General features: G+C 70.4%; 20 protein-coding genes. 9 read left to right on the forward strand and 11 right to left on the reverse strand.

The annotated features are described in order from the left end of the window. Window positions 1-21: 21 nt before the first annotated feature. On the reverse strand, window positions 22-945 hold the full coding sequence (locus MYF83_RS10385) for a hypothetical protein (RefSeq protein ID WP_248960028.1): 924 nt from the start codon (window positions 943-945) through the stop codon (window positions 22-24). A 647-nt stretch (window positions 946-1,592) separates the two neighbouring features. Between MYF83_RS10385 and MYF83_RS10390 the strand changes: the two genes are divergently transcribed. Next, the gene (locus MYF83_RS10390) at window positions 1,593-3,065 is read left to right on the forward strand and encodes a UDP-N-acetylmuramoyl-L-alanyl-D-glutamate--2,6-diaminopimelate ligase (protein WP_248960029.1); all 1,473 of its coding nucleotides are present in this window, start codon (window positions 1,593-1,595) and stop codon (window positions 3,063-3,065) included. A 107-nt stretch (window positions 3,066-3,172) separates the two neighbouring features. Here MYF83_RS10390 and MYF83_RS10395 read toward each other — a convergent pair whose 3' ends face one another. Both MYF83_RS10395 and MYF83_RS10400 read right to left on the reverse strand, forming a co-directional pair. After that, the gene (locus MYF83_RS10395) at window positions 3,173-4,174 is read right to left on the reverse strand and encodes a DUF429 domain-containing protein (protein ID WP_248960030.1); all 1,002 of its coding nucleotides are present in this window, start codon (window positions 4,172-4,174) and stop codon (window positions 3,173-3,175) included. A gap of 40 nt (window positions 4,175-4,214) precedes the next feature. After that, a complete protein-coding gene (locus MYF83_RS10400; RefSeq protein ID WP_248960031.1) occupies window positions 4,215-4,763 on the reverse strand; it encodes a hypothetical protein in 549 nt (182 codons plus the stop codon). A 209-nt stretch (window positions 4,764-4,972) separates the two neighbouring features. Here MYF83_RS10400 and MYF83_RS10405 point away from each other — a divergent pair, with 209 nt between their 5' ends. Then, a complete protein-coding gene (locus MYF83_RS10405; RefSeq protein WP_248960032.1) occupies window positions 4,973-6,769 on the forward strand; it encodes a serine/threonine-protein kinase in 1,797 nt (598 codons plus the stop codon). A gap of 169 nt (window positions 6,770-6,938) precedes the next feature. Here MYF83_RS10405 and MYF83_RS10410 read toward each other — a convergent pair whose 3' ends face one another. Genes MYF83_RS10410 through MYF83_RS10420 form a run of 3 tightly spaced genes read right to left on the reverse strand, consistent with a single transcriptional unit; the run spans window position 6,939 to window position 10,212 of the window. Further along, window positions 6,939-7,715, reverse strand: coding sequence for an ABC transporter permease (locus tag MYF83_RS10410; RefSeq protein ID WP_248960033.1), 777 nt, complete (start codon window positions 7,713-7,715; stop codon window positions 6,939-6,941). After that, a complete protein-coding gene (locus tag MYF83_RS10415; RefSeq protein WP_248960034.1) occupies window positions 7,712-9,283 on the reverse strand; it encodes a DUF1349 domain-containing protein in 1,572 nt (523 codons plus the stop codon). The genes MYF83_RS10410 and MYF83_RS10415 overlap by 4 nt, the downstream gene beginning before the upstream one ends. Beyond that, entirely contained in the window at window positions 9,280-10,212 is a 933-nt protein-coding gene (locus MYF83_RS10420) for an ATP-binding cassette domain-containing protein (protein WP_248960035.1), read from the reverse strand. The genes MYF83_RS10415 and MYF83_RS10420 overlap by 4 nt, the downstream gene beginning before the upstream one ends. Window positions 10,213-10,348: 136 nt before the next feature. Between MYF83_RS10420 and MYF83_RS43670 the strand changes: the two genes are divergently transcribed. After that, a complete protein-coding gene (locus MYF83_RS43670; protein ID WP_248960036.1) occupies window positions 10,349-11,662 on the forward strand; it encodes a sensor histidine kinase in 1,314 nt (437 codons plus the stop codon). Further along, complete coding sequence (locus MYF83_RS10430) at window positions 11,659-12,351, forward strand: response regulator (protein ID WP_248960037.1); 693 nt, start codon at window positions 11,659-11,661, stop codon at window positions 12,349-12,351. The genes MYF83_RS43670 and MYF83_RS10430 overlap by 4 nt, the downstream gene beginning before the upstream one ends. Before the next feature lie 37 nt (window positions 12,352-12,388). On the opposite strand, the gene MYF83_RS10435 is transcribed toward MYF83_RS10430, so the two are convergent. Both MYF83_RS10435 and MYF83_RS10440 read right to left on the reverse strand, forming a co-directional pair. Continuing rightward, entirely contained in the window at window positions 12,389-12,829 is a 441-nt protein-coding gene (locus MYF83_RS10435; RefSeq protein WP_248960038.1) for a group II truncated hemoglobin, read from the reverse strand. Window positions 12,830-12,880: 51 nt separating this feature from the next. Beyond that, the gene (locus MYF83_RS10440) at window positions 12,881-13,648 is read right to left on the reverse strand and encodes an endonuclease/exonuclease/phosphatase family protein (RefSeq protein ID WP_248960039.1); all 768 of its coding nucleotides are present in this window, start codon (window positions 13,646-13,648) and stop codon (window positions 12,881-12,883) included. 276 nt (window positions 13,649-13,924) lie between these two features. Here MYF83_RS10440 and MYF83_RS10445 point away from each other — a divergent pair, with 276 nt between their 5' ends. Then, window positions 13,925-14,497, forward strand: a complete 573-nt coding sequence (locus MYF83_RS10445; protein ID WP_248960040.1) for a dihydrofolate reductase family protein — start codon at window positions 13,925-13,927, stop codon at window positions 14,495-14,497. A 75-nt stretch (window positions 14,498-14,572) separates the two neighbouring features. On the opposite strand, the gene MYF83_RS10450 is transcribed toward MYF83_RS10445, so the two are convergent. Further along, window positions 14,573-15,574, reverse strand: a complete 1,002-nt coding sequence (locus MYF83_RS10450) for a hypothetical protein (protein ID WP_248960041.1) — start codon at window positions 15,572-15,574, stop codon at window positions 14,573-14,575. 330 nt (window positions 15,575-15,904) lie between these two features. Between MYF83_RS10450 and MYF83_RS10455 the strand changes: the two genes are divergently transcribed. From MYF83_RS10455 to MYF83_RS10465, 3 genes are all read left to right on the forward strand, one after another. Further along, complete coding sequence (locus MYF83_RS10455; RefSeq protein WP_248960042.1) at window positions 15,905-17,266, forward strand: sensor histidine kinase; 1,362 nt, start codon at window positions 15,905-15,907, stop codon at window positions 17,264-17,266. Further along, on the forward strand, window positions 17,263-17,931 hold the full coding sequence (locus tag MYF83_RS10460; RefSeq protein WP_248960043.1) for a response regulator transcription factor: 669 nt from the start codon (window positions 17,263-17,265) through the stop codon (window positions 17,929-17,931). The genes MYF83_RS10455 and MYF83_RS10460 overlap by 4 nt, the downstream gene beginning before the upstream one ends. Window positions 17,932-18,084: 153 nt before the next feature. Beyond that, a complete protein-coding gene (locus MYF83_RS10465) occupies window positions 18,085-19,050 on the forward strand; it encodes a serine hydrolase domain-containing protein (protein WP_248960044.1) in 966 nt (321 codons plus the stop codon). A 397-nt stretch (window positions 19,051-19,447) separates the two neighbouring features. Here MYF83_RS10465 and pip read toward each other — a convergent pair whose 3' ends face one another. Then, a complete protein-coding gene (pip, locus tag MYF83_RS10470; protein WP_248960045.1) occupies window positions 19,448-20,395 on the reverse strand; it encodes a prolyl aminopeptidase in 948 nt (315 codons plus the stop codon). Window positions 20,396-20,440: 45 nt separating this feature from the next. Between pip and MYF83_RS10475 the strand changes: the two genes are divergently transcribed. Next, complete coding sequence (locus MYF83_RS10475) at window positions 20,441-20,905, forward strand: MarR family winged helix-turn-helix transcriptional regulator (RefSeq protein WP_248960046.1); 465 nt, start codon at window positions 20,441-20,443, stop codon at window positions 20,903-20,905. A gap of 204 nt (window positions 20,906-21,109) precedes the next feature. Here the strand turns inward: MYF83_RS10475 and MYF83_RS10480 are convergent. Continuing rightward, window positions 21,110-21,734 (reverse strand): putative protein N(5)-glutamine methyltransferase (locus tag MYF83_RS10480; RefSeq protein ID WP_248960047.1); only part of this gene is annotated, 625 nt, incomplete at its 5' end.

The raw sequence follows: 21,734 nt of genomic DNA on the forward strand, positions 1-21,734 counted from the left end.
GTGGCAGGGCGTGTTCTGTCGTCAGGATGGGGCGAGACGTTGGATCTGGTCGCGGACGCGGTCGTCCAGGTCGGCCTGGAGCAGGCCGTTATTGATGGCGGGGACGCAGTCCATTGAGATCGTCACTGCGGCGGCCGGTCCTTCCGGATAGTCGAATATGAGCCGGATGCCGCGTTCGTGAGCGCCTCCTATCCCCTGGCAGGTGTTCTGGCTCGGCACGGTGTCCAGAGAGTTCAGCGTCTCGGCCAGCGCGCGGGCGACGTCCCTGCCGTGCCGTTTCCGGTAGGGCGGCCTTACGTAGGTGGCGTCCCTGCACACTGTGAGCCGGCCGGGTCGTCCTGGAACCATCAGCTCGTCTTGCCCCCGGCGGTCGCCGGGGCCCCGGCAGGGGTCGCCCGGAGGTACGGACCGCCAAGCTCCGTCCTTGTAGGCGGTGGTGAGGGCGGGCCCGGCGTACGAGCTGCTGCCGACCGTGCCGTTGGTGGTCCTCACGCAGTGGTTGACCTCCTCGGCGCTGCCCACCCACAGGGCGCGGCCGTCGGGGTAGGCGAACCGGATGAGGTAGTTGGTCATCGCTCCCCCCATCGCTGTACATGGACGGCCTACGTCGGCGGTGGTCACCGGGAGGTATGCGAGGTCGCGGGCCATCGCCGCCGTCTGATCCGTCAGCGTCCGCGAACCGGCCAGCCGCTCGCCACCCGGATGCGCGTTGTCCCCGGGATAGGCGCAGATGAGGGCCTTCACCGGCGAGCCGGGGACGAGCGACTCCTCCACGCCGTCGATGTCGGCGGCCGCGGGTACCCAGCCGCCGATGCCGTCGCCGCCCCAGCGTTCCGGGCAGGTGGACGGTACGGGCGGTGACTCGCTGACCGATCCCGAGAGCACCATAGCCGCTGTACACACCCCGGCCGCCGCGAGGCCGAGACCGATCAAAGAAAGCTTCACAGTTTCCTAGACGTCGATTCCTCTTCGATCGGTTCGCTCTTGCTGACACGGATGCCAACTGCGTGCCGATACGGTCGTAGACGTCGTGTCGTATCGGTTACCTGTTTCACCGGCGCGGGCCTGTCTGCCAGAGCAACCGGTGCACTGGAAACCTGAGCGTTTCGACGGTGTCGACATGACTGGCTGAGGCACCCACGTGTTCACTCGGGACCAGCCACCGCCCAGCCCGGCAGGCGATCTACGCGAGTTGTGCCGGAGATGGGTTCGAGTGCCGGACCGGCCGTACACTGATGTCCATGGGTCGGACAAGCGTCATGAGACATCGCCTGCGGCAGGCGGTCTTCGCGCTGTGCTCGACCATTGCGGGTCCGACAGGTGTCGGCCCGGCGACCGCAGCCGACGCGGAGGCGCCGGAAGCCGGTCACCGCGTGTTGCACGGCCGCGGCTAGCGATCTTCGCCGGCTCTCACCGGGGTCTGTCCCCGGCGCGCTCCTTTTCGAGAACCAAGTAGGACTCCGCCTACCAAGCTGAGCAGTCACATGTAGCTCGCATCGGAGTCCCATTCCCCGTAATCTTCCCGGTTTCCGGCAAGCCGTTGGCGCTGCCGGCCACGTGACCGGGCCAAATCCGTCTTCGAAGGAATCGCCGTGAGGCTGAGCGAACTACTGGCCGGGCACGACCACCAGGTGCTCCAGGGCGACCCGGAGACGCCGATCACCGCCGGTGCATGCTTCGACGTCGATCGGGTGACGCCGGGTTCACTGTTCATCGCGGTACCCGACCACCGCGAAGGCGGTCCCGATTCCATCGGACCGGCCCTCGCGCGCGGTGCGGTCGCGGTGATCGTGGACGGCGAGGCGCCGGCGCTTGTGGCATCGGCCGCGGGCGTATGTGTCGTCCAGGTGCTGGACACCCGTACGACGGCCGCGATCCTGACCTCCCGCTACTACGGCGAGCCGGGGCGACGGATGGACATGATCGCGGTCACCGGCACCAACGGGAAGACCTCGGTGTCGTACACGGTCGAGTCGGCGCTCCGGATCTCCGAGGGCGCGAGGGTGGGGGTCATCGGCACGTCCGGCAGCCGGATCGGCGACGAGCTGATCCCGATGCCGAGGTCGGTGCTGACCACACCGGAGTCACCGGACCTTCAGTACCTGCTGGGACGCATGCGCGATAGCGGGGTCGCGAGCGTGGTGATGGAGGCCACGTCGATGGCTCTGCTGACACACCGGGTGGACTGCTCCTTCATCGATGTCGGGGTCTTCACCAATCTGTCCCAGGACCATCTGGACGACCACGGGACGATGGAGAACTACCGGGACGCCAAGTTGCGCTTGTTCCAGGGGCTGTGCCGCCGCGCGGTGGTCAACGCCGACGACCCGGTGAGCGCCCGTATCCAGGCGCTCATGCCGGGCGCGGTGACCACGTACGCTCTCGACACCGAGGCGGACTATCGGGCCACCGACTTGACCGTGGACGCGCACGGCACGCGTTTCACCCTGCACCACGACGGCCGCAAGTACCCGGCGGCGATCCCCGTACCGGGCCGGTACTCGGTGGCCAACGCCCTGGCCACCGTGGCCGCCTGCCACGTCTTGGGACACGACCTGAACGGTCTGATCGCCGCGCTCGAGCGGATGCCGCCGATCCCCGGCCGGTTCGAACGCTTCGAGACCCCGGGCGGCACGTGCGTGATCGTCGACTACGCCCACTCCCCGGACTCTCTGGAGCAGGTCCTGACGACCATCCGAAGCTTTGCCTCCGGCCAGGTCATCACCGTCTTCGGGTGCGGTGGAGACCGTGACACCACCAAGCGAGCCGAGATGGGGGAGATCGCCGGAACCTACTCCGATCTGTGCGTCCTCACCTCCGACAACCCGCGCAACGAAGACCCCGAGGCGATCCTGGACCAGATCACCCCGGGCCTCGTGACCACCGGTAAACCGTTCAGACGCTTCGTCGACCGTCGCCAGGCGATCGCCTTCGCCCTGTCCGCCGCAGGACCGGACGACGTCGTGCTGGTCGCCGGAAAGGGGAGCGAGCCCCACCAGATCGTCGGCGAGAAGTTGCTCCCCTTCAGCGACATGGCCACGGTTCGTGAACTCGCCGGAACGTGACAGCCGCCGTCCTTGCCGTCCCGATTGGCGGGGCAGCCAGGTCGGCGTTCGCCTTGTTTCACGCGGTGGCGTCGCACCGGCGTGAGTCGGGCACCTCGTCCTGCGCTTTATGGGTGAAGGTCGCATATGGGGCTGGTGGGGAGGGCGATCCACCCTTCGGTGTGGGCCGCGCCGGCCTGCTCTGGGGTGGGGACGGTCACCAGCCCCTGATAGGAAGCGCGGGCCGTGAGCGCGGCGATGACGGCGTCTGCCGCGTCGTCGGAGTTCCGGCACATGCGTTCGTACGACCCAAGGTCCAGCCATGGTGCCGCCGCGTGGAGTTCGTCGATCAGGTGCCCGAGACCACCGAGATTCACTGAACGCTTGTAGCCGCGATGGGGCAGGTTCCAGCGCTTGAGCGATGCCGATGGGTAGACCTCCACTACGACGCCCTCCCCGCCGCGGTCGACCGGCCGGCCCTGCCGGGCGAGATCGGCGAGCAGGGCCGCGCAGCGCATGGCGGTGTGACCGATGCGGTCGGCGGAGACACTCAGGGGCGTAAGACCGGTGAGGTCATAGACGATCTGATCGGTGACCCGGAGTGCGAGATCCCTGCGCCAGGTACGGCCCATGGTGCCGGCGGGCACGTCGACGTGGCCGGAGCGGTGGGCTGCGATGAAATCGACGAACTTGTCCGGCCAGCCGAGTGGGCAGTCGATTCCGGCCTTGTCCGCGCTCTTGATCGCCTCAACGATCAGATCGTCGTCTGCCTGGATCTCGATCTCACGGACGTTCGCGCCGCCGGCGGACCATTCGACCCATGCCACCGCTGTTCGGATCGCCTCCGCCGCGAGATCGACGCCAATGGTGAGCACTCTCCCAAGGTAGCCGGTCGATCGGCCGCTGATTATTTGCGGCTTGTTCCGGCGCTGGCACAGCGGGACTCGTGTGGGTGACGGCGCCGATCTGGCCGACGCGTTCGCCTCATAGGGGCGACCCCCGCTGGGGGAAGGCGGCCACCAGGACGGTCGTGCGTGCCGTCCGGATGGTCCATCGCTCGTCGCTCGTCGCTCGTCGCTCGTCGCTCGTCGCTCGTCGCTCGTCCGCGGCGGCATGCGGTCGCCGGTCATCGTTCGCGGAGATCGAGGCCGCGCGGGGCGGCTCCGGTCGTCAGGGGGTGTAGATCTCCTGGAACTTCACGATCTTGCCCTTGTACACGGTGATCAGCCCCGGGTGCCGCCCGGCCTTCAGGAGGGAGATGGTGGCCTTCCTGGAACAGCGCTTGTTCCCCAAGCCCTGGCGGTTCACGGTCACATCCGTGCCCTTGCACGCGGTGGCGCCGTAGTACGCGAGCTTCGACGAGACAGGGGAGGCGTAGGCCGTGGCGTCGCCCTCGGGCGGGCCGGTGAACCATCCCTCCGTATTGCCGGTCTTGTCCTTCACCCACTTGATCGGCGTGTACTCGGCCACCCCCGCCTTGTAGTAGGTGACCCAGCCGCGCAGGATGCCGTCGTGCCGCGTGCTGATCCTCTTGGTGAAGTCGTGGTGCGGGTCGGCCTGGAAGGACGTCCCGAACAACTTGGGCTGCTTGAACTCCGGGATGGCGGCGGCGTCGGCGGCGACCGCTCCGGCGACCAGCGTGGCGGTGACCGTGGCGGCGACCGTGCCGGCCCGGAGGAGGGCGCCGAGAGATGCCGAGGACTTCTTGGAAGGTGTCATGACAGATGAGACTGTCCTGACCGGGATTTGGTTGGCGCATCCGATGTGATCATTCGCTGGGCCCCGTGGCCTGGGTGCGCTGGTTCTCCGCTGCCGATCTTCCTGGTTGTGGATCTACCTGGATATGGTGATCCACGACTGTTCCAGGGGGAGGGCGGGCGATGGCCACGGGTGGGGCTGAGGCGTCTCTCGGCAGCAGGTACGTGCTTATGGACGAGATCGGCGCCGGTGCGATGGGGACCGTCTGGCGAGCACGGAACCGGGACACCGGAGAGACGGTCGCGGTGAAGCTCCTGCGCGAGGGGCTCACCGGCGATCCGGATCTGGTCATGCGGTTCGTGCAGGAACGCAACGTGATGCGGAGCCTGCGTCACCCCAACATCGTCGCCGTGCGCGACTTCGTCATCGAGGGAGAGCGCCTCGCCCTCGTGATGGACCTGGTCGAGGGCGGGGATCTCCGTACCCTGCTCCAGCGGCACGGCACCCTGCCCCCGGCGGAAGCGGCCCGGCTGATGGCCCAGATCGCCGACGCGCTGGCGGCCGCGCACGCCCTGGGTGTCGTACACCGTGACATCAAGCCGGGGAACGTCCTGATCGACGGGGCCACCGGGCGGCTACGGCTGACGGATTTCGGCGTGGCGCGCATCGTCCACGGCCCTGGCCTGACCCAGACCACCTCCATCATCGGCACGCCTGCCTACCTGTCTCCCGAGGTGGCCGACGGCAGCGTTCCCACGCCGGCGGTGGACGTGTACGCCGTCGGCCTGATCCTTTACGAGCTGCTGGCCGGACGGCCGCCGTTCGTCGGCGACCACCCGATGGTCCTGCTCCGGCAGCACGCGACGGCCATGCCGCGGCGGTTGCCCGGGATGCCCGACGTCCTGTGGTCGGTGATCTCGGCCTGCGCCGCGAAGGATCCGGCCGCGCGCCCGCATGCCGGGGAGGTGGCGGCGGTGTTGCGCGAAGCGGCATCGTCGCTGGCAGCGCTGCCCGCCCTGCCTCGGGTCGCCAGGGAAGACCCTCCGTCCGTCACCGCCGAGCCTTTCCCTTCGGCGGGTTCCGCGATGGATTCCTCCTCTACGGGGCTGGTCGCCCGCCAGGGCGGGAGCTCCGGAACGGGCGGGCACCTCCCTGCCGGTGAGGCTGCCATGACCGGCGGCGCTTCCCCTACGCCCGATACTTCCCCCGCTCCCGAGGCTTTCCGTACCGGCGAGGGGTCCTCGGGCTCGACGCGGCGCCGGGGATCCCGGCGGCGGCTGGTCGTCATCGCGGGCACCACCATGGTCGTGGCGCTCAGCGCGGCGGCGGTGGCCATCGTGGCGCCATGGCGGGCCTCGACGGCCGGGGCCGCGGGGAATCCCGCCGCCGCGTCAACGGGACCGACCGACGGGCCGGTCGGCGGCGCCGGGACCGTGACCCCCACCCCGCCAAGCGCGAAGAAGGCTTCGCCCACGCCTTCACCGGAGACACGGCCGGCACGGAACCGCACCCCGGCGGCCGCCGTCTCCGAACCGCCCAAGCGGTCGAGCTCGCCGAAACCGCCGGCACGGCGCACCCAGACTCCCCGGCCCAAGCAATCGGTGACCGTGACGGCCGACCCGGAGGGGGACGACGACCGCACGACCGATCCCCCGCGCCAGGACTCGGCGCCGAACTGGCGATGCCGTTCGTGGATCTCCGTGGGCACCGGTACGGACACCGAGATGTCGCCCTGTACGGCCATGGTGGGCGATGTCTTCTACCTGCTGGGGCGGGTCAGAGGGGCAGCCTCGGTCCGTTCCGACATCCACGTCCAGCTGTACAACACCGACGCGGAGGACAACGTCTCCCAGCCGTTCATCTGCTCGGGTGTCTCCCCGCCGAACGACGGCGCGATCGTCACATGCGGCCCGTTCACCGCCACGGCTCCGCATGCCGGCGCCAAGCATGACGTCCGCCAACGATGGAGGAAGACGGGCACGGCCACGTACGGCGGTGGCGTGGAGAGCCCGTGGATCCTCTGGTAGCACCCGTCGAAGCTCACTGGCGGTGGTCTGCCTGCTTCGGTGGTCGCTCGGTCGGGAACCGGATCGTGCTCAGCAGGTGAGGGGCTGCGGTCCGGTGTGGGCTCGTTGCCCATTTTGGCGCGGAGGGCGGCGGATCTCTCGTGATCGGCCGGGCGCCGTCGACGGTCGCTCACGCGTCGCGGAGCCGTAGCAGGAGGCCACCGCCCAGAAGGGCCGCGGTGGCCCAGGCGGCGAGCACGCCGAGGCCCGCCCACGGGCTGAGAGGCAGGCTGGAGAGGTGGGTGGTGGTCTGGATGGCCAGGCCGGCGTTCGTCGGCGAGATCTGCCACAGGAGCCGCTGCCAGTCCGGATCGGAGATCATGTAGATGACGGTCGGGAGGAAGTACAGCAGCGCGAGCACGAGGCCGATGGATACGGCGGAGTCGCGTACAGCGGTGGCGACGCCGAGGCTGAGCAAGGCGATCAGCGCGAGGTAGAGGACCGAGCCGGCGGCCGCGCGGAGCGTCGGTCCGTCGGCCAGCGACAGGAGCGGGTGGCCGTGCGCGGGGGTGAAGCCGTTGCCCGGCAGGATGAGCCGCCCGGCCAGCACGGACGCGAGTACGGCGACGGTCCCTGCGGCCAGCGTCAGGCCGGCGAGGATGACCGCCTTGGCGGCGAGGACGGTGGTCCTGCGTGGCATCGCCGTGAGGGTGGTGCGGATCGTTCCGGTGCTGTACTCGCCGCTGATCGCCAGTACGGCCAGCATGGCGACGACCGCCTGGCCCAGCTGGATGCCGGTGAGACTGAGCTTGGCGGCGTCGTGGTCGCAGCCCGCCGTCGGGCAGGTCACCGCCGCGCTCGCCACTGCGCTCAGCGCCACGGTCAGCATGATGATCACGAATAGCAGCCGGCGGGTGCCCGCCAAGGTGCGCAGCTTCGTCCACTCCGCGTGCAGTTCCTGTCTCATGCGTCCCTCCGGCTCAGCAGGAAGGCGGCAAGGCCGAGGGCGAGCGCGGCGTAGCCGCAGGTGACGGCGAGGCCCGCCCACGGTGCCAGCGGGTAGTAGCCCATCTGGGGCGCGTAGTAGCCGAGCACGTGCGCGTACTCCGGGACGCTCTGCTGGATCGCGAACCCGGCGGCCGGGGTGAGCCGCAGCAGCCATTGCGCCCCGCTCAGGGGCAGGACGGAGGTGGTCGCGAGGACGTAGGGCAGGACGATCAGGACGATGGCGGTGACGACCGCCGCGACGCTGCGCCGGAACACCACCCCGAGTGCGAGGGCGAAGACGGCGGCGACGGCGAGGAACGCCGCCGTGCCGACCACCACGCGCAGTTCGGTGAGCGGCGACACCGGGAGGAGGGGGTTGCCGTTGGCGCGCAGCATCCGTGTGCCGACTTCGACCGTGACCGCGGCCGCGATCAGTCCGGTGACGAAGGTGACCATGGCGATCACGGTGGCCTTCGCCGCCAGCATCCGGCCTCGCCCCGGGGCGGCGATCAGGGTCGTGCGGATCAGGCCCCGCCGGTACTCGGCGGTGATGAACATCACCGCCATGACGATCACCACGATCAGCCCGCTGAGCGCGCCGGTGAGGGTGCGCTCGATGGCCATGCCCTCTGTGCCCGGTGCCATGTCGCCGACGCCGGTCACGGTGAACGTGCCACCGGACTCGACGACCCCGCCCGGATGGTGAGGCGTCCCGTCGACATCGCTGACGACTCCTACGTCATCGTGGCTCCATGGGCCGCCGGATACCGCGCCCTGCAGGTCGACCTGGTCCATGACGGCGGTGACCTCGGTGAAGCGCGCTGCCGCCGTGACCCCGCCGATGGCCGCCTGCCCCACCGTGAGGTCCCCCGGGGAGGTGGCGAAGAGCCCGACCCGCACCGTGGACGGCAGCCCGGCCAGGCGAGCCGTGCCCACCTTGGTCCAGTTCGTGCCATCGGCCGACTCGTAGCCGGTGAGCGTGTCGCCGGAGCGGGTCAGCCGCAGCCAGCGCGGGGACTCTTTCGAGACGCCGCCCGGGCGGCCGGCCACATCCTCGGTGAAGTTGTGCTGCATCCGCACCCCGTGGCTGCCGGTGACCATCAGCGCCGCGTAGGCCGACCCCTGCTTGGTGCTCTCCTTGATGAGGACACCGGCCTTCGCCCACGGCACGACTCCGCTGATGACGTTGCGAACCCCCGGGGTGACGTCGGGCTTGCGGATCTGGCCGGTCATGGTGTTCACGCGAGCCGTGATGCTGCCGTCGCCGGTCAGCGACTTGTGCACGAAGTAGAACCGGTCGTCCACGGCCTCACCGCCCGGCCCCACCGGAGTGACGGGACAGGCGACCTCGATCGGGCCTTTGCTGCACGAGGAGTGGCTGCCCGCCGCGAAGAGGACCCCGAGCAGGATGGTGACCAGCGCCGCGGCCGTCATGCCGATCATCCAGCCGCGGACCGTCCTGAACTTGGTCCATTCCGCACGCAGCAGTTGCGCGAAGCCGTCGCGGCCGGCTCGCAGGTCCGAGCGGTAGGGGGTGATGGTGGTCATCGTGCCGCCTCCTGCTCCGCGCCCGCGCGGAACTCGACCGCATCGCGGGTGAGGTCCAGGTAGGCCTCCTCGAGTGTCGCGCGGTGGGCCGCGACCTCGGAGAACGGCACCGCGTTCTGGCTGAGCAGCGTCACGATGCGCTCAGCGGCCAGTCCGGAGACGGTGAGGGTGTCGCGGTCGGTGGCGGCCACGGTGGCGCCGTCGTGTGCCAGCACCGTCATCGCCTCGGACCGGGCCGTGGTGCGCAGCGTGACCTGGCCGTCGGACGCGGTCGCGATCAGGTCGGCCACGCTGGTGTCCGCGATGACCCGGCCGCGGCCGACCACCACGATCTGGCCGGCGGTGTCCTCGAGTTCGCTCATCAGGTGGCTGGACACCAGGACGGCGCGGCCCTGCGTGGCCAGTGACCGCAGGAAGCCGCGGATCCACACGACGCCCTCGGGATCCAGGCCGTTGAACGGCTCATCCAGCATGAGCACCGGCGGGTCGCCCAGGAGCGCCGCGGCGATCCCGAGCCGCTGGCGCATGCCCAGGGAGTAGCCGCCGGCCTTCCGGCGGGCCGCGGACTCCAGCCCGAGCTGCTCGATCACCTCATCGACGCGCCTGGCGGTCAGGCCCTGGGAGTGGGCCAGCCACAGCAGGTGGTTGCGCCCGGTGCGGCTCGGCTGCAGCGCGCCGGCGTCCAGCAGCGCCCCGACGTGGTTCAGCGGGTGCCGCAGGCTCGTGTACGGTCGGCCGCCGACCAACGCGGTGCCCTCGTCGGCCGCGTCGAGGCCGAGGATCACCCGCATCGTGGTGGACTTGCCCGCGCCGTTGGGGCCGACGAAACCGGTGACCCGCCCCGGCGTCACGGTGAAGGACATCCCGTCCAGCGCCATGCTCTGGCCGAACCGCTTGCGCAGCCCGGCGACTTCGATGGTTGCTTCCATGCTCGGCAGATTAGGCAGCGGCCGGGGGTACGGTCGTCACTGTGCGGAGCCATCTTCGCCGTGGCTGGCGCGAGGGACGGCCCGTCGCTCGTACGAGGGATGCCAGGAACGCCGGACGGCCACGACAATGGCCTTCGTGGATCGAGCGGATGAGCGGCGCGGCCGATGGGCCGAGTGGGGGCGGCGGATCGCCGTGGCTCCGCACGTGTCCATGGTCGCCGGCGCACTGCTGACGACGCTCGCGGTGGCCGAGTCGATCGTGCAGGCCCGGGGCGGCCCGCTGGTCCATTCGATCGAGGGTGTCGCCAGTACGCCGGTGCGCGAGACGATCGCGCACACCTTGAGTGCGCCGACGCCGCCCGACAACACCGCCATCGCGCTGTACCTCTTCGTGCTCCCCCTGGTAGGCCTGGCCACCACGCTGCCGATCGCGCTGCTGTGGGCGCAGCGGACCGCGGCCGCCGTGCTCGTCTCCGCGTCGATCGTGCTGTCACTCGCGGCCTTCCAGACGCTGACCGTGGCGGGCCTGGCCGCGCAACTGGTCGCCGGGTACCGGCTCGGCCGTGGCGGCTCGCGGCTGACGGCCTTACTTCTCGCCGCGCCGTTCCCGGTGCTGGCACTGACCGATATGGTCGCGGGCCCCTCGACCTCGTATACGCCAGGCGGCGAGGCGCGGGTCCTCACCTTGATGCTGGCCTCCCTGGCCCCGGCGGCGGCCCTGGCCGGCATCGCACGGCGCGCGCACGGCGAGGCCCTGCGCAACACGGCCGCCCAGCAGGTCATCGCCGACAGCCTGCTGGAGCACACGGCGCGCGGCGAACGCGCGCGCATCGCCCGCGAGTTGCACGATGTCGTCGCCCACCACATTTCCATGGTGGCCGTGCAAGCGGAGACGGCCCGGCTGACCACCCCCGGGATGCCGGCCGCCGGCGCGGACCGGCTGTCCGCCATCGGCGACACCGCCCGGGCGGCGCTGACCGAGATGCGGCGGCTGCTCGGCGTGCTACGGGAGGACGCCAAGCCGGACGCCGCGGTCCGGCAGCCCCAGCCGGGCCTGAGCCTGCGGGAGCTCAACGAGCTGCTCGACGAGTCGCGGGACGCGTCAGGGACGGGTGTTCGTCTCATCCTCCGCGGCCCGCCGGTCACGCTCGACCCCGGCGTCGAGCTCGCGGCCTACCGCATCGTGCAGGAAGCTCTCACCAACGCCCGGCGGCACGCGCCGGGCGCCGCCGTCGACGTGGAACTGGACTACACCGGCGACGCCCTGCGGCTGCTCGTCCGCGACAACGGGCCCGGCCCGTCCACGGAGGTGCCCGCCGGCGGCCACGGGCTGTCCGGCATGCGAGAACGCGCCGCGGCCGTCGGCGGCGAGCTGCGTGCCGGACCTGCCGCCGCCGGCGGCTTCCTCGTCGAGGCGTGCCTGCCAGGAAAGGATGAGGCCGCCAGATGAGCGCCCAGCCCCCGGCGGTCCGGATCGTCGTCGCCGACGATCATCCGGTGGTCCGCACCGGATTCGCCGAACTGCTCGACACCCAACCGGACTTCGAGGTCGTCGCCACCGCCTCCGACGGGGCCGAGGCGGTACGGGTCTGCCGCGAACTGTCCCCCGACGTCGTCCTCATGGACGTCCGCATGCCCGTCATGGACGGCATCGAAGCCACCAGGCGGCTCGCCGGCTCCGTGACCACCGGGCCGCGCATCCTCATCTTGACGACCTTCGACCTGGACGAGTACGTCTACGACGCGCTTCGCGCCGGAGCCAGCGGATTCCTGCTCAAGGACGTCACCGCGGAGCGGCTCTTCGACGCGGTACGGGTCATCGCCGCCGGTGAAGCCCTGCTGGCCCCGGCGGTCACCCGCCGCCTCATCGGCGAGTTCGCCCTCCTGCACCCCAGGCCCGATGTCTCCTCGACGGCCGCGCTCGGCACCCTCACCCCGCGCGAGACACAGGTCCTGCGGCTCATCGCCGAGGGGCTGTCCAATCCGGAGATAGCGAGCCGGCTGACGGTCACAGAGGAGACCGTGAAGACGCACGTGAGCCGCGTGCTCGGCAAGCTCGGCCTGCGCGACAGGACACAGGCGGTCGTCACCGCGTACGAATCAGGCCTGGTCGTGCCGCGCTCCCGAGGGCCGAGATAGGCCTCCGGCAGCGCGGGACGCGCCGTTGCCCAGGGCACTAGTCGGGCCAGGTCCAGAGGGGTACTTCGCGCAGCGGGTGGAGCTGGTCGTCGGTTTCCGCGTGGGAGTTCTGGAAGGCGACGCGGGATCCGAACTCGACGTGGGAGCGGAGGGCTTCTCGGAAGGGCGGGTCGGCGGGCAGGCCGGCGGTGTCGGCGGCGGCCATGTAGAGCTCGACGAAGCGGCGTCGCTGTTCTTCTGTGATCTTGAGGCCGCGGTGGACCGCGATGAGGTGGGCGAATCCGCCCATGTCGGTGGTGAAGGTGTCGGGCCCACCGAAGGTCTCCGCGGTGAAGGCGGTGAGGTGGTCGACGTGGCCTGGGCGTCCATGGCCGAAGAGGGGCTGGAGCAGGGGATCGGCCAGGACGCTGGTGTAGAAGGTGTCGATGAAGCGGCGCAGCCCTTCCTGGCCGCCGGCGTGCTCGAAAAGGGTCTTCATGATTACATGATTACGTAAATGATCCCCGAAGTATGCCAGATGCCGCGAATGTCACGGCCGGGTCAGGGCGACGAGCAGGGCAGGGTGGTCGGTGTACCTCATGCTGGTCACCTCGGTGCGGGTGAAGCCCATGTTGGCGGCGAAGATGTGCTGGACGCTGCCGTCTCCCTTCCGGAAGAAGGGGGCCGAGTTGCAGTCCTGGACGTTGGGCCCGAACAGCGGAGCGTACTTGAGGTTGAAGTCGCCGGCCAGGAAGGTCGGTTTGCCGGCCGCCGCCCTGTCGCGCAGCATGGCGATCGCCGCTTTGCACTGCGCCATGGCGACGCTCCCGGTGGTCGACAGGTGGGTGCTGCAACCGACCAGGTCGGCGAACTCCGCGCACACGTAGACGCGCTTCTCCGATCCGCTGTCCTGGGTCGCGTACACGCCCGAGAAGGCGGTCCCCACGGTCGCCGAGCGGAAGATCAGGCCGTTGCCGTACTCGTCTCCGTTGGTGCAGCGCACCGGGGTCCCGTCGGGACGGCGGGCCGGCGCGAAGGTGCTGTAGCCGTTCCCCATGGCGCCCGTCAGTTGCGGCACGTCGTTCTTGCATATCTCGTTGAGCGAGACCACCTGGGGCTGCTTGGCGCTGATGACGTCACGCGCCTCCTGGAGGGTCGCGGCGCCGTTGTAGCAGGAGGTGTTCACGCCGCTGTGGCACAGATTGAGCTGCAGTACGCGGTACTCCTGCGCGGCGGCAGCAGGGGAGAGGTTCACCATTGAGCCGGTCGCGGCCAGCATGAGGACGAGGAGAAGACGGAGGGGCGGTAAGAGACGCATTGGCTCTCCTGACGGTGTGGTGTCTGGTTCTTCCTACGGTGAAGCCGGGGCGAATGACAAGAAGACCAGCCAGACGGTCACGACCATGATGACGATCAGTACGGTGAGGTCTCTTCTGGTGGGATGTCGAGAACCCGGGGACGGCTCCGACCTACTTGCGAGAGCGCGCCCACCGGGGCGCGCCGATCTCGGGGACCGCGACGATCCCGGCAGCGAGGCGACAGCCCTCCGCCGGGGTGGAGGGGTCCTCGGAGACGCACGGAGGAGGAGCGCGCCATGAGGAAGATCATCCACTGGGTGCACGCGTCCATCGACGGTTGCATCGAGGGCCCGAACGGTGAGTTCGACTGGCCGGTGCTCGGACCGGAGCTGTCGGCCTACTCCCAGAGCCTCAACGACCGGGTCGACACCTTCCTGTACGGGCGTGTGGTGTGGGAGATGATGTCCGGCTTCTGGCCGCACGCTGAGTCGATGTCGGACGACGAGCACGACCTCGCGTTCGCCCCCATCTGGAGGAAGACCCCGAAGATAGTCTTCTCGAGGACCCTGGAGAAGGCCGACTGGGACACTCGCGTGATCGGCGGGAACATCGCCGAAGAGGTGACGGCCCTCAAGCAGGCACCCGGTAAGGACCTGCTGCTGACCGGCGGTTCGAGCCTCGCGGCCGCCCTCACCGGACTGGGCCTGATCGACGAGTACCACATCGTCGTCCACCCGGTCGTCCTCGGCGGTGGTAAGCCGCTGTTCCCCGCGGCGAAGGATCGCCTCGCCATGCGGCTCGTCGACTCCCGGACCTTCGACTCCCGGACGGCGCTCCTCCGCTACGAGCGCGCCGAGCAGGTTCACTGACGACGCTCACCCTCCGGGCATGCGTCCGCCTCGGGCCTGTCGTGGCCCGAGGCGGACGGTGGCGCTGATGGCGCGTCAGGTTCTGGTGGCCGCGGCGCGGTACACGCAGACCAGCGCGGTGATTCCAGAAACGGCCAGCAGGCCGCACGGGATCAGGTAGACCAGGGTGGAGACGCTGAGGTCGAACGGCGCCAGACCTTCGATCGTACGCAGCAGGGCGATACCGAACAGGCCTGCGTACCCGGCGATCGCCATGACCACCAGCCACAGCTGCCGGCGCTGGGTCAGACCGGAGAACCCCAGGAGCCAGGCCAGCACCCCGAACACCTGGATCGCGTGCATGGGGACGGCGTGAGCGAACTTCATGGCTCCCGCCAGGCCGTACGTGCTCATCGACTGCGTGAGAGGGCTGGCGCCGTCCTCCACCAGGGACAGGCCGTGCACGATCATCCAGGCGCCGACGGCCTGCGCGGCCAGCAGCGCCACCATCCCCGACCGGAGCGCCCAGGCCATCGGCGCCGGCGCCGTCGTGCGGGCGAAGGCGGCGAGCGTCATGACGATGATGACCAGGATGGTGACGGCGATGGAGACCCCGCCACCGGTGAACAGCCTCTCGTCCAGCGGGGTCATGTCGTTGAAGTGCGAGGGGACCCCTCGGGCGTGCTGCAGCGAGACCCAGGCGACCTCCACGGAGGTCGAGGCGCACAACAGGATGGACACCGGCCAGCCGATCCACCGGCGCACCGGCAGGTAGGAGGCGACCACGCCCAGCGTGACGGTGGTCATGCCGAACGAGATGCCGAAGGTCGTGGGCTTGCGCCACGACAGCGGCCCGGACGCCGATCCGCCGACCACCGCCCAGATCACGGCGTGCGCCAGCCCTACGGCGATCAGCGCCACCCCGACGGCGTACGGCAGGCGCTGGTACCCCGGCGCCTCGGCCCAAAGGACCCGCAGCGAAGCCCGCATGCCACCGAGCAGTCCACGCATCCCAGCGGGAACGGAGGCGGGGGCGGGGACGGATCGCGGTCCGCGCGGCAGGTGCGGCGGCAGGGAGGGTGAGATCGTGCTGGACATCCGTGGCCTCCTGAGGGGCTCGATGGCGTTCGCGGGTTGAGCGGGTCGGTACGGATTCGCGGGTTGAGCGGGTCGGTAAGGATCGGGATGCCGGCACCCGAAACGTAGGCTCCGGCCCCGCTCGCACGGATCCCCCGCGCTCGCCAAACTCGGGCTCCCCCGCGGCGGTGAGCCGTCAGGTGGTATCCCTCTTCGGAGGGACATCGCCGCCCGCGCATGCCGCGCTCGCACCCGCCGGGCGAGGTGACATCGGCAGGTCCAGGGCGCCGCCGGCTGTGATCCCTCCTGTGGGGGAGGTCTCCCCAGGGCAGAGAACGGATACTGGGCGCCATGGGAACGCGCCGATCACCCAGCCCCATGGAGTGGGCGAGAGCTCACCCGCTGGTCGTGGACGGGTTGCTCGGCGTGCTGCTCGCCGCGGTGTCGCTGCTCGCGCTCGTGTTCCAGTCGCCTCGCGAGCATCTGCCTCCGCCGGGCCCCCTGGCCGTGGCGTTCGTCCTGGCGATCAACCTGCCGCTGGTCTGGCGCCGGCGCCACCCGTTCTGGATCAACCTGGCGATCGGCATGGCATCCGCGGTCTACGGGGCCACGCCGCTGCCGGACCTGGTGACCCCCGTGCCGCTCAGCGGCGTGGTCGCGATGTACACCATGGTCGCGTGGTGCGACCGTAGGAAGGCGGTGATCGTGGGCCTGATCGGCGGAATCGGCGTGCTGGTCGTCGCGTGGCTTCCGGCCACCGACACCGACCTGCTCGACTTCTCCTTCACCGTGCTGCTCCTCGCCGGGGCATGGGTGCTCGGCGACAGCGCCCGCATCCGCCGCGCCTACACCGCCGAGCTCGAGGCACGGACGGCCTGGCTGGCGCGCGAGCAGGACTTCGAGGCGCGGCGCGCCGTGACCGCGGAACGGGCGCGCATCGCCCGCGAGCTGCACGACGTGGTCGCGCATCACGTCAGCATGATGGTGGTGCAGGCCGAGGCCGGGCCGGTGGCGGCGGAGCGCGATGGGCCCGGGGCGGCACGGGCGTTCGACACGATCGCCGGCATCGGACGGCAGGCGCTGGTGGAGATGCGCCGCCTGCTGGGGGTGCTGCGCGAGGAGACCGGCGGGCAGGAGCCGAGCCTCGCGCCGCAGCCCGGCGTGGCGCAGCTTCCGGCCCTGGTCGAGCAGGTACGCCAGGCGGGCCTGGCGGCCGTGCTCGAGGTCGAGGGCGAGCCGGTCCCGCTGCCGGTGGGGGTCGACCTGTCGGTCTACCGGATCGTTCAGGAGGCGCTGACGAACGTGCTCAAGCACGCGGGCCCGGCACGCGTCCGGGTGCGGGTGCTGTACGGCGATGACGACCTGCGTTTCGAGGTACGCGACGACGGCCTCGGCACCAGGCACACCGCAGGCCCCGGGCACGCGGTCGGCACCGGGCACGCCGCGGGCAACGGGCACCTCGCGGGCACCGGGCACGCCGCCGGAAACGAAGCCACTGCCGGGTACGAAGCGCCTCCCGGGTACGAAGCGCCTGCCCGATATGCCGCGGCGGCCGGGTACGCCGAGCCGGTCGAGGGGAACGGCAAGCCCGGACACGGCCTCATCGGCATGCGGGAGAGGGTCCATCTGTTCGGCGGTGAGCTGACCGCCGGGCCGGACCCGGACGGGGGCTTCACCGTGGCGGCGCGGCTGCCGATCGGCGGTACGAGATGAGCATCAAGATCGTGGTCGCCGACGACCAGGAGCTGGTGCGTGCCGGCTTCCACATGATCCTGGACGCGCAGCCGGACATGGAGGTGATCGCCGAGGCGGCCGACGGCGCCGAGGCGGTCTCGGTCGCCCGCCGGCTGCGGCCGGACGTGGTGCTGATGGACATCCGCATGCCCCGGATGGACGGGCTGCGGGCGACCCGCGAGCTCGCCGGACCCGGTGTGACGTACCCGGTGAAGGTGCTGATGCTGACCACGTTCGACCTGGACGACTACGTCTACGAGGCGCTGCGGGCCGGCGCCAGCGGCTTCCTGCTGAAGGACCTGCGCCGCGACGACCTGGTCAACGCCGTGCGCGTGGTCGCCGCGGGCGAGGCGCTGCTCGCGCCTTCGATCACCAAGCGGCTCATCGGCGAGTTCGCCCGCCGCCCGCGCCCGCCGGACAGGACGCCGGCCGCGCTCGACACCCTCACCGCGAGGGAACGGGAGGTGCTGCACCTCATGGCCAAGGGGCAGTCCAACGCGGAGATCGCGGCCGGCCTGGTGATCGGCGAGCAGACGGTGAAGACCCACGTGAGCAATGTCCTGGCGAAGCTCTTCCTCCGCGACCGCATCCACGCGGTGATCCTCGCGTACGAGATAGGGCTGATCGAGCCCCGGACGCGGTGACACCGTCCCGCGAGGCGGCCGGGTCGGCTTGATCGAGCATGGGACGCGGTGACGCCGTCCTGGGGGCCGGCCCAGATTCGCTCGATCGAAATTCAGGCGTCGTGATGGCGTCAGGGTTGGCCGTGGCAGTGGGAATTGGCGTAGAACAGGCCGATGAGCAGTGAGACACTCACCGACCGGCTTGCCCGCGCCATCGAGCAGGAGCGGGTGCCTGACCTGCACGCCGTCGTCGCGCTCCACCACGGCCAGGTCGTCCTCGAGCACTATGGCGAGGGTGATGACTTCAGGCTGAACGAGCCCCTTGGCCACGTCCGCTTCACCCCCGACACGCTCCATGACATCCGCTCGGTCACCAAGAGCGTGGTCGGCCTGCTGTACGGCATCGCGCTGGCCGACGGCCGGGTGCCGGAGCCGCACGAGCCGCTGCTCCGGTACTTCCCCGAGTACCCCGACCTCGCCGAGGATCCGAGGCGGGCCGCGCTCACGGTCGAGCACGCGCTGACCATGACGCTCGGGCTGGAGTGGCACGAGGACGTTCCGTATACGAGTGCCGCCAACAGCGAGATCGCGATGGAGCTCGCCCCCGACCGCTATCGGTACATCCTGCGGCAGCCGATCGTGGAGGAGCCCGGCATCCGGTGGTCGTACTGCGGGGGAGCCTCGGCGCTGGTGGCGCGGCTGATCGAGAAGGGCACGGGGACGGCGCTGGAGGACTACGCGCGTGCCAGGCTGTTCGAGCCGCTGGGCATCACCGCCTGGGAGTGGTCGGCCGGCGAAGACGGGGTGGCCCTGGCCGCCTCCGGGCTGCGGCTCACCCCGCGCGGCCTGCTCGATGTCGGCCGGCTCGTGCTCGACGGGGGCCGCGGCATCGTACCCGCGCCGTGGCTGGCGACGGCGCTGCGCCCGCACGTGCGGATCGACGACGGCTTCCACTACGGCTACCAGTGGTACATGGGCGACACCTGGATGGGCGGGTTCGGCAACGGCGGCCAGCGGATCTACGTGGCGCCGGAACTCGACCTCGTGGTCGCCGTGGCCGCCGGGCAGTACGACCACCCCGATCAGCCGACCGCCTCGGTCGTCCTCGACGAGGTGGTCCTCGCGGGAGTCCGACCCTGAAACAGGTCTACTCTTCGTTGTCCTCCCGCCGTGGCGGCACGGGGCACTTGGCCCCGGTCTTCCTCGGGAGCCGGTCGAGCTTCCCGCGCAGGCGGCCATGGGGAGGCACACGGGCCTCGGCAGGCCGGCCGCCGGCTCACGGCCCGCGAGTTCGCCGGCTCACGGCTCGCGGGTAGGCCGGCTCACGGCTCGCGGGTAGGCCGGCTCACGGCTCGCGGGTAGGCCGGCTCACGGCTCGCGGGTACGCCGACATCGCCGCTCCGGATCCCCGCTCCGGATCCCCGCTCCGGATCCCCGCTCCGGATCCCCGCGCCGGATCCCCGCGCCGGAAATCGCTCGGCGGCGAGCAGCGGATCGGGGAAGCGGAGCAGCGGATCGGGAAAGACGCGCGTTGAGCTCAGGCGGCGAAGGCGTCGAGAGCCGCGAGGATCTCGTCGCGGAACGTGTCGCTGCCGGTGTGCCCGGAGTCGTCGACCACGACCAGCCGGGCGTCCGGCCAGGCCTGAGCCAGCTGCCACGCCGTGTCCAGCGGCCCGCCCAGGTCCAGGCGGCCGTGGATCAGCACGCCGGGGATCCCGGCCAGCCGCCCGGCGTCGCGCAGCAGAACGCCCTCCTCCAGCCAGACGGCGTTGGAGAAGTAGTGCGCGCAGATCCGTACGAAGGCCAGCAGGGCGGCAGGTGGCCGGTCGCTGTAAGCGTTCGGCTTGCCGTTGGGCTCCAGCGAGATCACCGCGTCTTCCCACGCGGTCCAGTCGTGCGCCGCCTTGGCGCGCACCGCGGGATCGGGGTCGGCCATCAGCCGTGAGTAGGCCGCCGGCAGATCGCCATCGCGGTCGGCCTCGGGGACGCCCTGCCTGAACCGCTCCCATTGTTCGGGGAAGAACCGCCCGACGCCCCGGTAGAGCCAGTCGATCTCGTAGCGACGGCTCGTCGTGACGCTGGCGATGACCATCTCCGACACCCGCTCGGGATGGGTCTCGGCGTAGGCGAGCATCAGCGTGGAGCCCCACGACCCGCCGTACAGCAACCACCTGTCGATGCCGAGGTGCTCGCGCAGACGCTCCATGTCGGCGATCAGATGGTGGGTGGTGTTGGTGCTCAGGTCGGTCACTGGGTCGCCGGCGTGCGGCAGGCTGCGGCCGCAGTTGCGCTGGTCGAACAGGACGATGCGGTACCGGGAAAGGTCGAAGGTGCGACGCTGACCAGGCGTGCATCCTGATCCGGGCCCGCCGTGGACGACGAGCGCGGGCTTGCCGTCCGGGTTTCCGCAGACCTCCCAGTAGACGAGGTTGCCGTCGCCGGTGTCGAGCATGCCATGCTCGTAGGGCTCGATCGGGGGATACAAGCCGCGCTCCTCTCCAGAATGTAACAGCACTGGTATGTTAGCGGTATGGCATCTCATGAGCTGCTCGGCACGCGGCTGCGCCATCTCCTCGACCGGCTGGACGCGGGGGTCGCCGCCGTCTACACCGACCTCGGCCTGGACGGCTTCCGCCCGCGCTACACGCCGACTTTGCGGACGCTGGCAACCGGAGGCCCCAGCTCCATCCGCGACCTGGGCCGCGCGATCGGCGTCACGCACTCGGCGGCCAGCCAGACGGTCGCGCAACTGGCCAAGGAGGGCCTGGTCACCCTCTCCCCAGGTGCCGACGCGCGCCAGCGCATCGTCAGCCTCACCCCGAAGGCAGAGTCACTGATGCCCCTCCTGGACAAGGAGTGGACGGCGACCAGCGCAGCGGCCGCCGAACTGGACGCCGAACTGCCCTACCCGCTGAGCAGGCTCATCGACGAGACCCTGGAAGCCCTGAACAGACGCCCAATGCACGCCAGAATCACCACCGCAGCCAACCAGTAGCCCTCCGGTGTGGTGACCGTGCTCTTTCGCCGGGTGCCTTCCCGTTCCGTCCCGATGGTGTGTGTATTGGCGCCGCGGCGGTGAGTAGGGGTACGGCGATGCCGGCGCCATCGTGCGGCGGGCAACCGGGCGAACGTTCGTGCACGTCGCACTGGGTGGCCTCCCACTCGCCGGCCGCGTCACCAACCTGTCCGGGCAGAACAGCTAGGCGCCCGGTTCAGGGTGAAGGGCCGGCTTGGTCGCGATGATCACGGTGGCGTACATCTCCTCGGAGGTGGCCACGTGCGGTATCAGCCCGTCGCGGGTGACGATTTCGACGGCGTGCGGCACCTGGCGTTCGCTGGTTTCGAAGAGCAGGTGGCCGCCCGGTGCCAGCCATCGTGCGGCGTCGGTGGTGACCCTGCGCAGGACGTCCAGCCCGTCGGCGCCGCCGTCGAGCGCCACCCGCGCCTCGTGCAGGCGGGCCTCAGCGGGGAGCAGTGCGATCTCTTCGCTCGGTACGTACGGCACGTTGGCCAGTAGGACGTCTACGCGGCCCCGAAGCATGATGGGCAGCGGTTCGTAGAGATCGCCCTCGTATACGTGACCACCGACCGCGGCCACGTTGCGGCGGGCGCACTCCACGGCGGCGGGATCGATGTCTGCGGCGTGCAACTCGGCCCCGTCCAGGGCCGCGACCAGCGCGGCTCCGAGCGCGCCCGAGCCGCAGCACAGGTCGACGACGACGGTGCGTGACCCGGCGAGGAAGGTGCCCTCATCGGTGGAGTCCGTAGGTCCGGCGGCCGGTTGGGACAGTGCGGCGACGTGGTCGGTGGGGCCGGGGGCGGGG

Source organism: Sphaerisporangium perillae (genome assembly GCF_023276435.1).
GTDB classification, from domain to species: domain Bacteria; phylum Actinomycetota; class Actinomycetes; order Streptosporangiales; family Streptosporangiaceae; genus Sphaerisporangium; species Sphaerisporangium perillae.

Excerpts from the sequence above, each read along its gene's own strand:
- MYF83_RS10395 (WP_248960030.1), bottom strand. The coding sequence starts at position 4,174 with ATGACCGGCGACCGCATGCCGCCGCGGACGAGCGACGAGCGACGAGCG.
- MYF83_RS10400 (WP_248960031.1), bottom strand. The coding sequence starts at position 4,763 with ATGACACCTTCCAAGAAGTCCTCGGCATCTCTCGGCGCCCTCCTCCGG.
- MYF83_RS10405 (WP_248960032.1), top strand. The coding sequence starts at position 4,973 with ATGGACGAGATCGGCGCCGGTGCGATGGGGACCGTCTGGCGAGCACGG.
- MYF83_RS10410 (WP_248960033.1), bottom strand. The coding sequence starts at position 7,715 with ATGAGACAGGAACTGCACGCGGAGTGGACGAAGCTGCGCACCTTGGCG.
- MYF83_RS10415 (WP_248960034.1), bottom strand. The coding sequence starts at position 9,283 with ATGACCACCATCACCCCCTACCGCTCGGACCTGCGAGCCGGCCGCGAC.
- MYF83_RS10420 (WP_248960035.1), bottom strand. The coding sequence starts at position 10,212 with ATGGAAGCAACCATCGAAGTCGCCGGGCTGCGCAAGCGGTTCGGCCAG.
- MYF83_RS10430 (WP_248960037.1), top strand. The coding sequence starts at position 11,659 with ATGAGCGCCCAGCCCCCGGCGGTCCGGATCGTCGTCGCCGACGATCAT.
- MYF83_RS10435 (WP_248960038.1), bottom strand. The coding sequence starts at position 12,829 with ATGAAGACCCTTTTCGAGCACGCCGGCGGCCAGGAAGGGCTGCGCCGC.
- MYF83_RS10440 (WP_248960039.1), bottom strand. The coding sequence starts at position 13,648 with ATGCGTCTCTTACCGCCCCTCCGTCTTCTCCTCGTCCTCATGCTGGCC.
- MYF83_RS10445 (WP_248960040.1), top strand. The coding sequence starts at position 13,925 with ATGAGGAAGATCATCCACTGGGTGCACGCGTCCATCGACGGTTGCATC.
- MYF83_RS10450 (WP_248960041.1), bottom strand. The coding sequence starts at position 15,574 with ATGTCCAGCACGATCTCACCCTCCCTGCCGCCGCACCTGCCGCGCGGA.
- MYF83_RS10455 (WP_248960042.1), top strand. The coding sequence starts at position 15,905 with ATGGGAACGCGCCGATCACCCAGCCCCATGGAGTGGGCGAGAGCTCAC.
- MYF83_RS10460 (WP_248960043.1), top strand. The coding sequence starts at position 17,263 with ATGAGCATCAAGATCGTGGTCGCCGACGACCAGGAGCTGGTGCGTGCC.
- MYF83_RS10465 (WP_248960044.1), top strand. The coding sequence starts at position 18,085 with ATGAGCAGTGAGACACTCACCGACCGGCTTGCCCGCGCCATCGAGCAG.
- MYF83_RS10475 (WP_248960046.1), top strand. The coding sequence starts at position 20,441 with ATGGCATCTCATGAGCTGCTCGGCACGCGGCTGCGCCATCTCCTCGAC.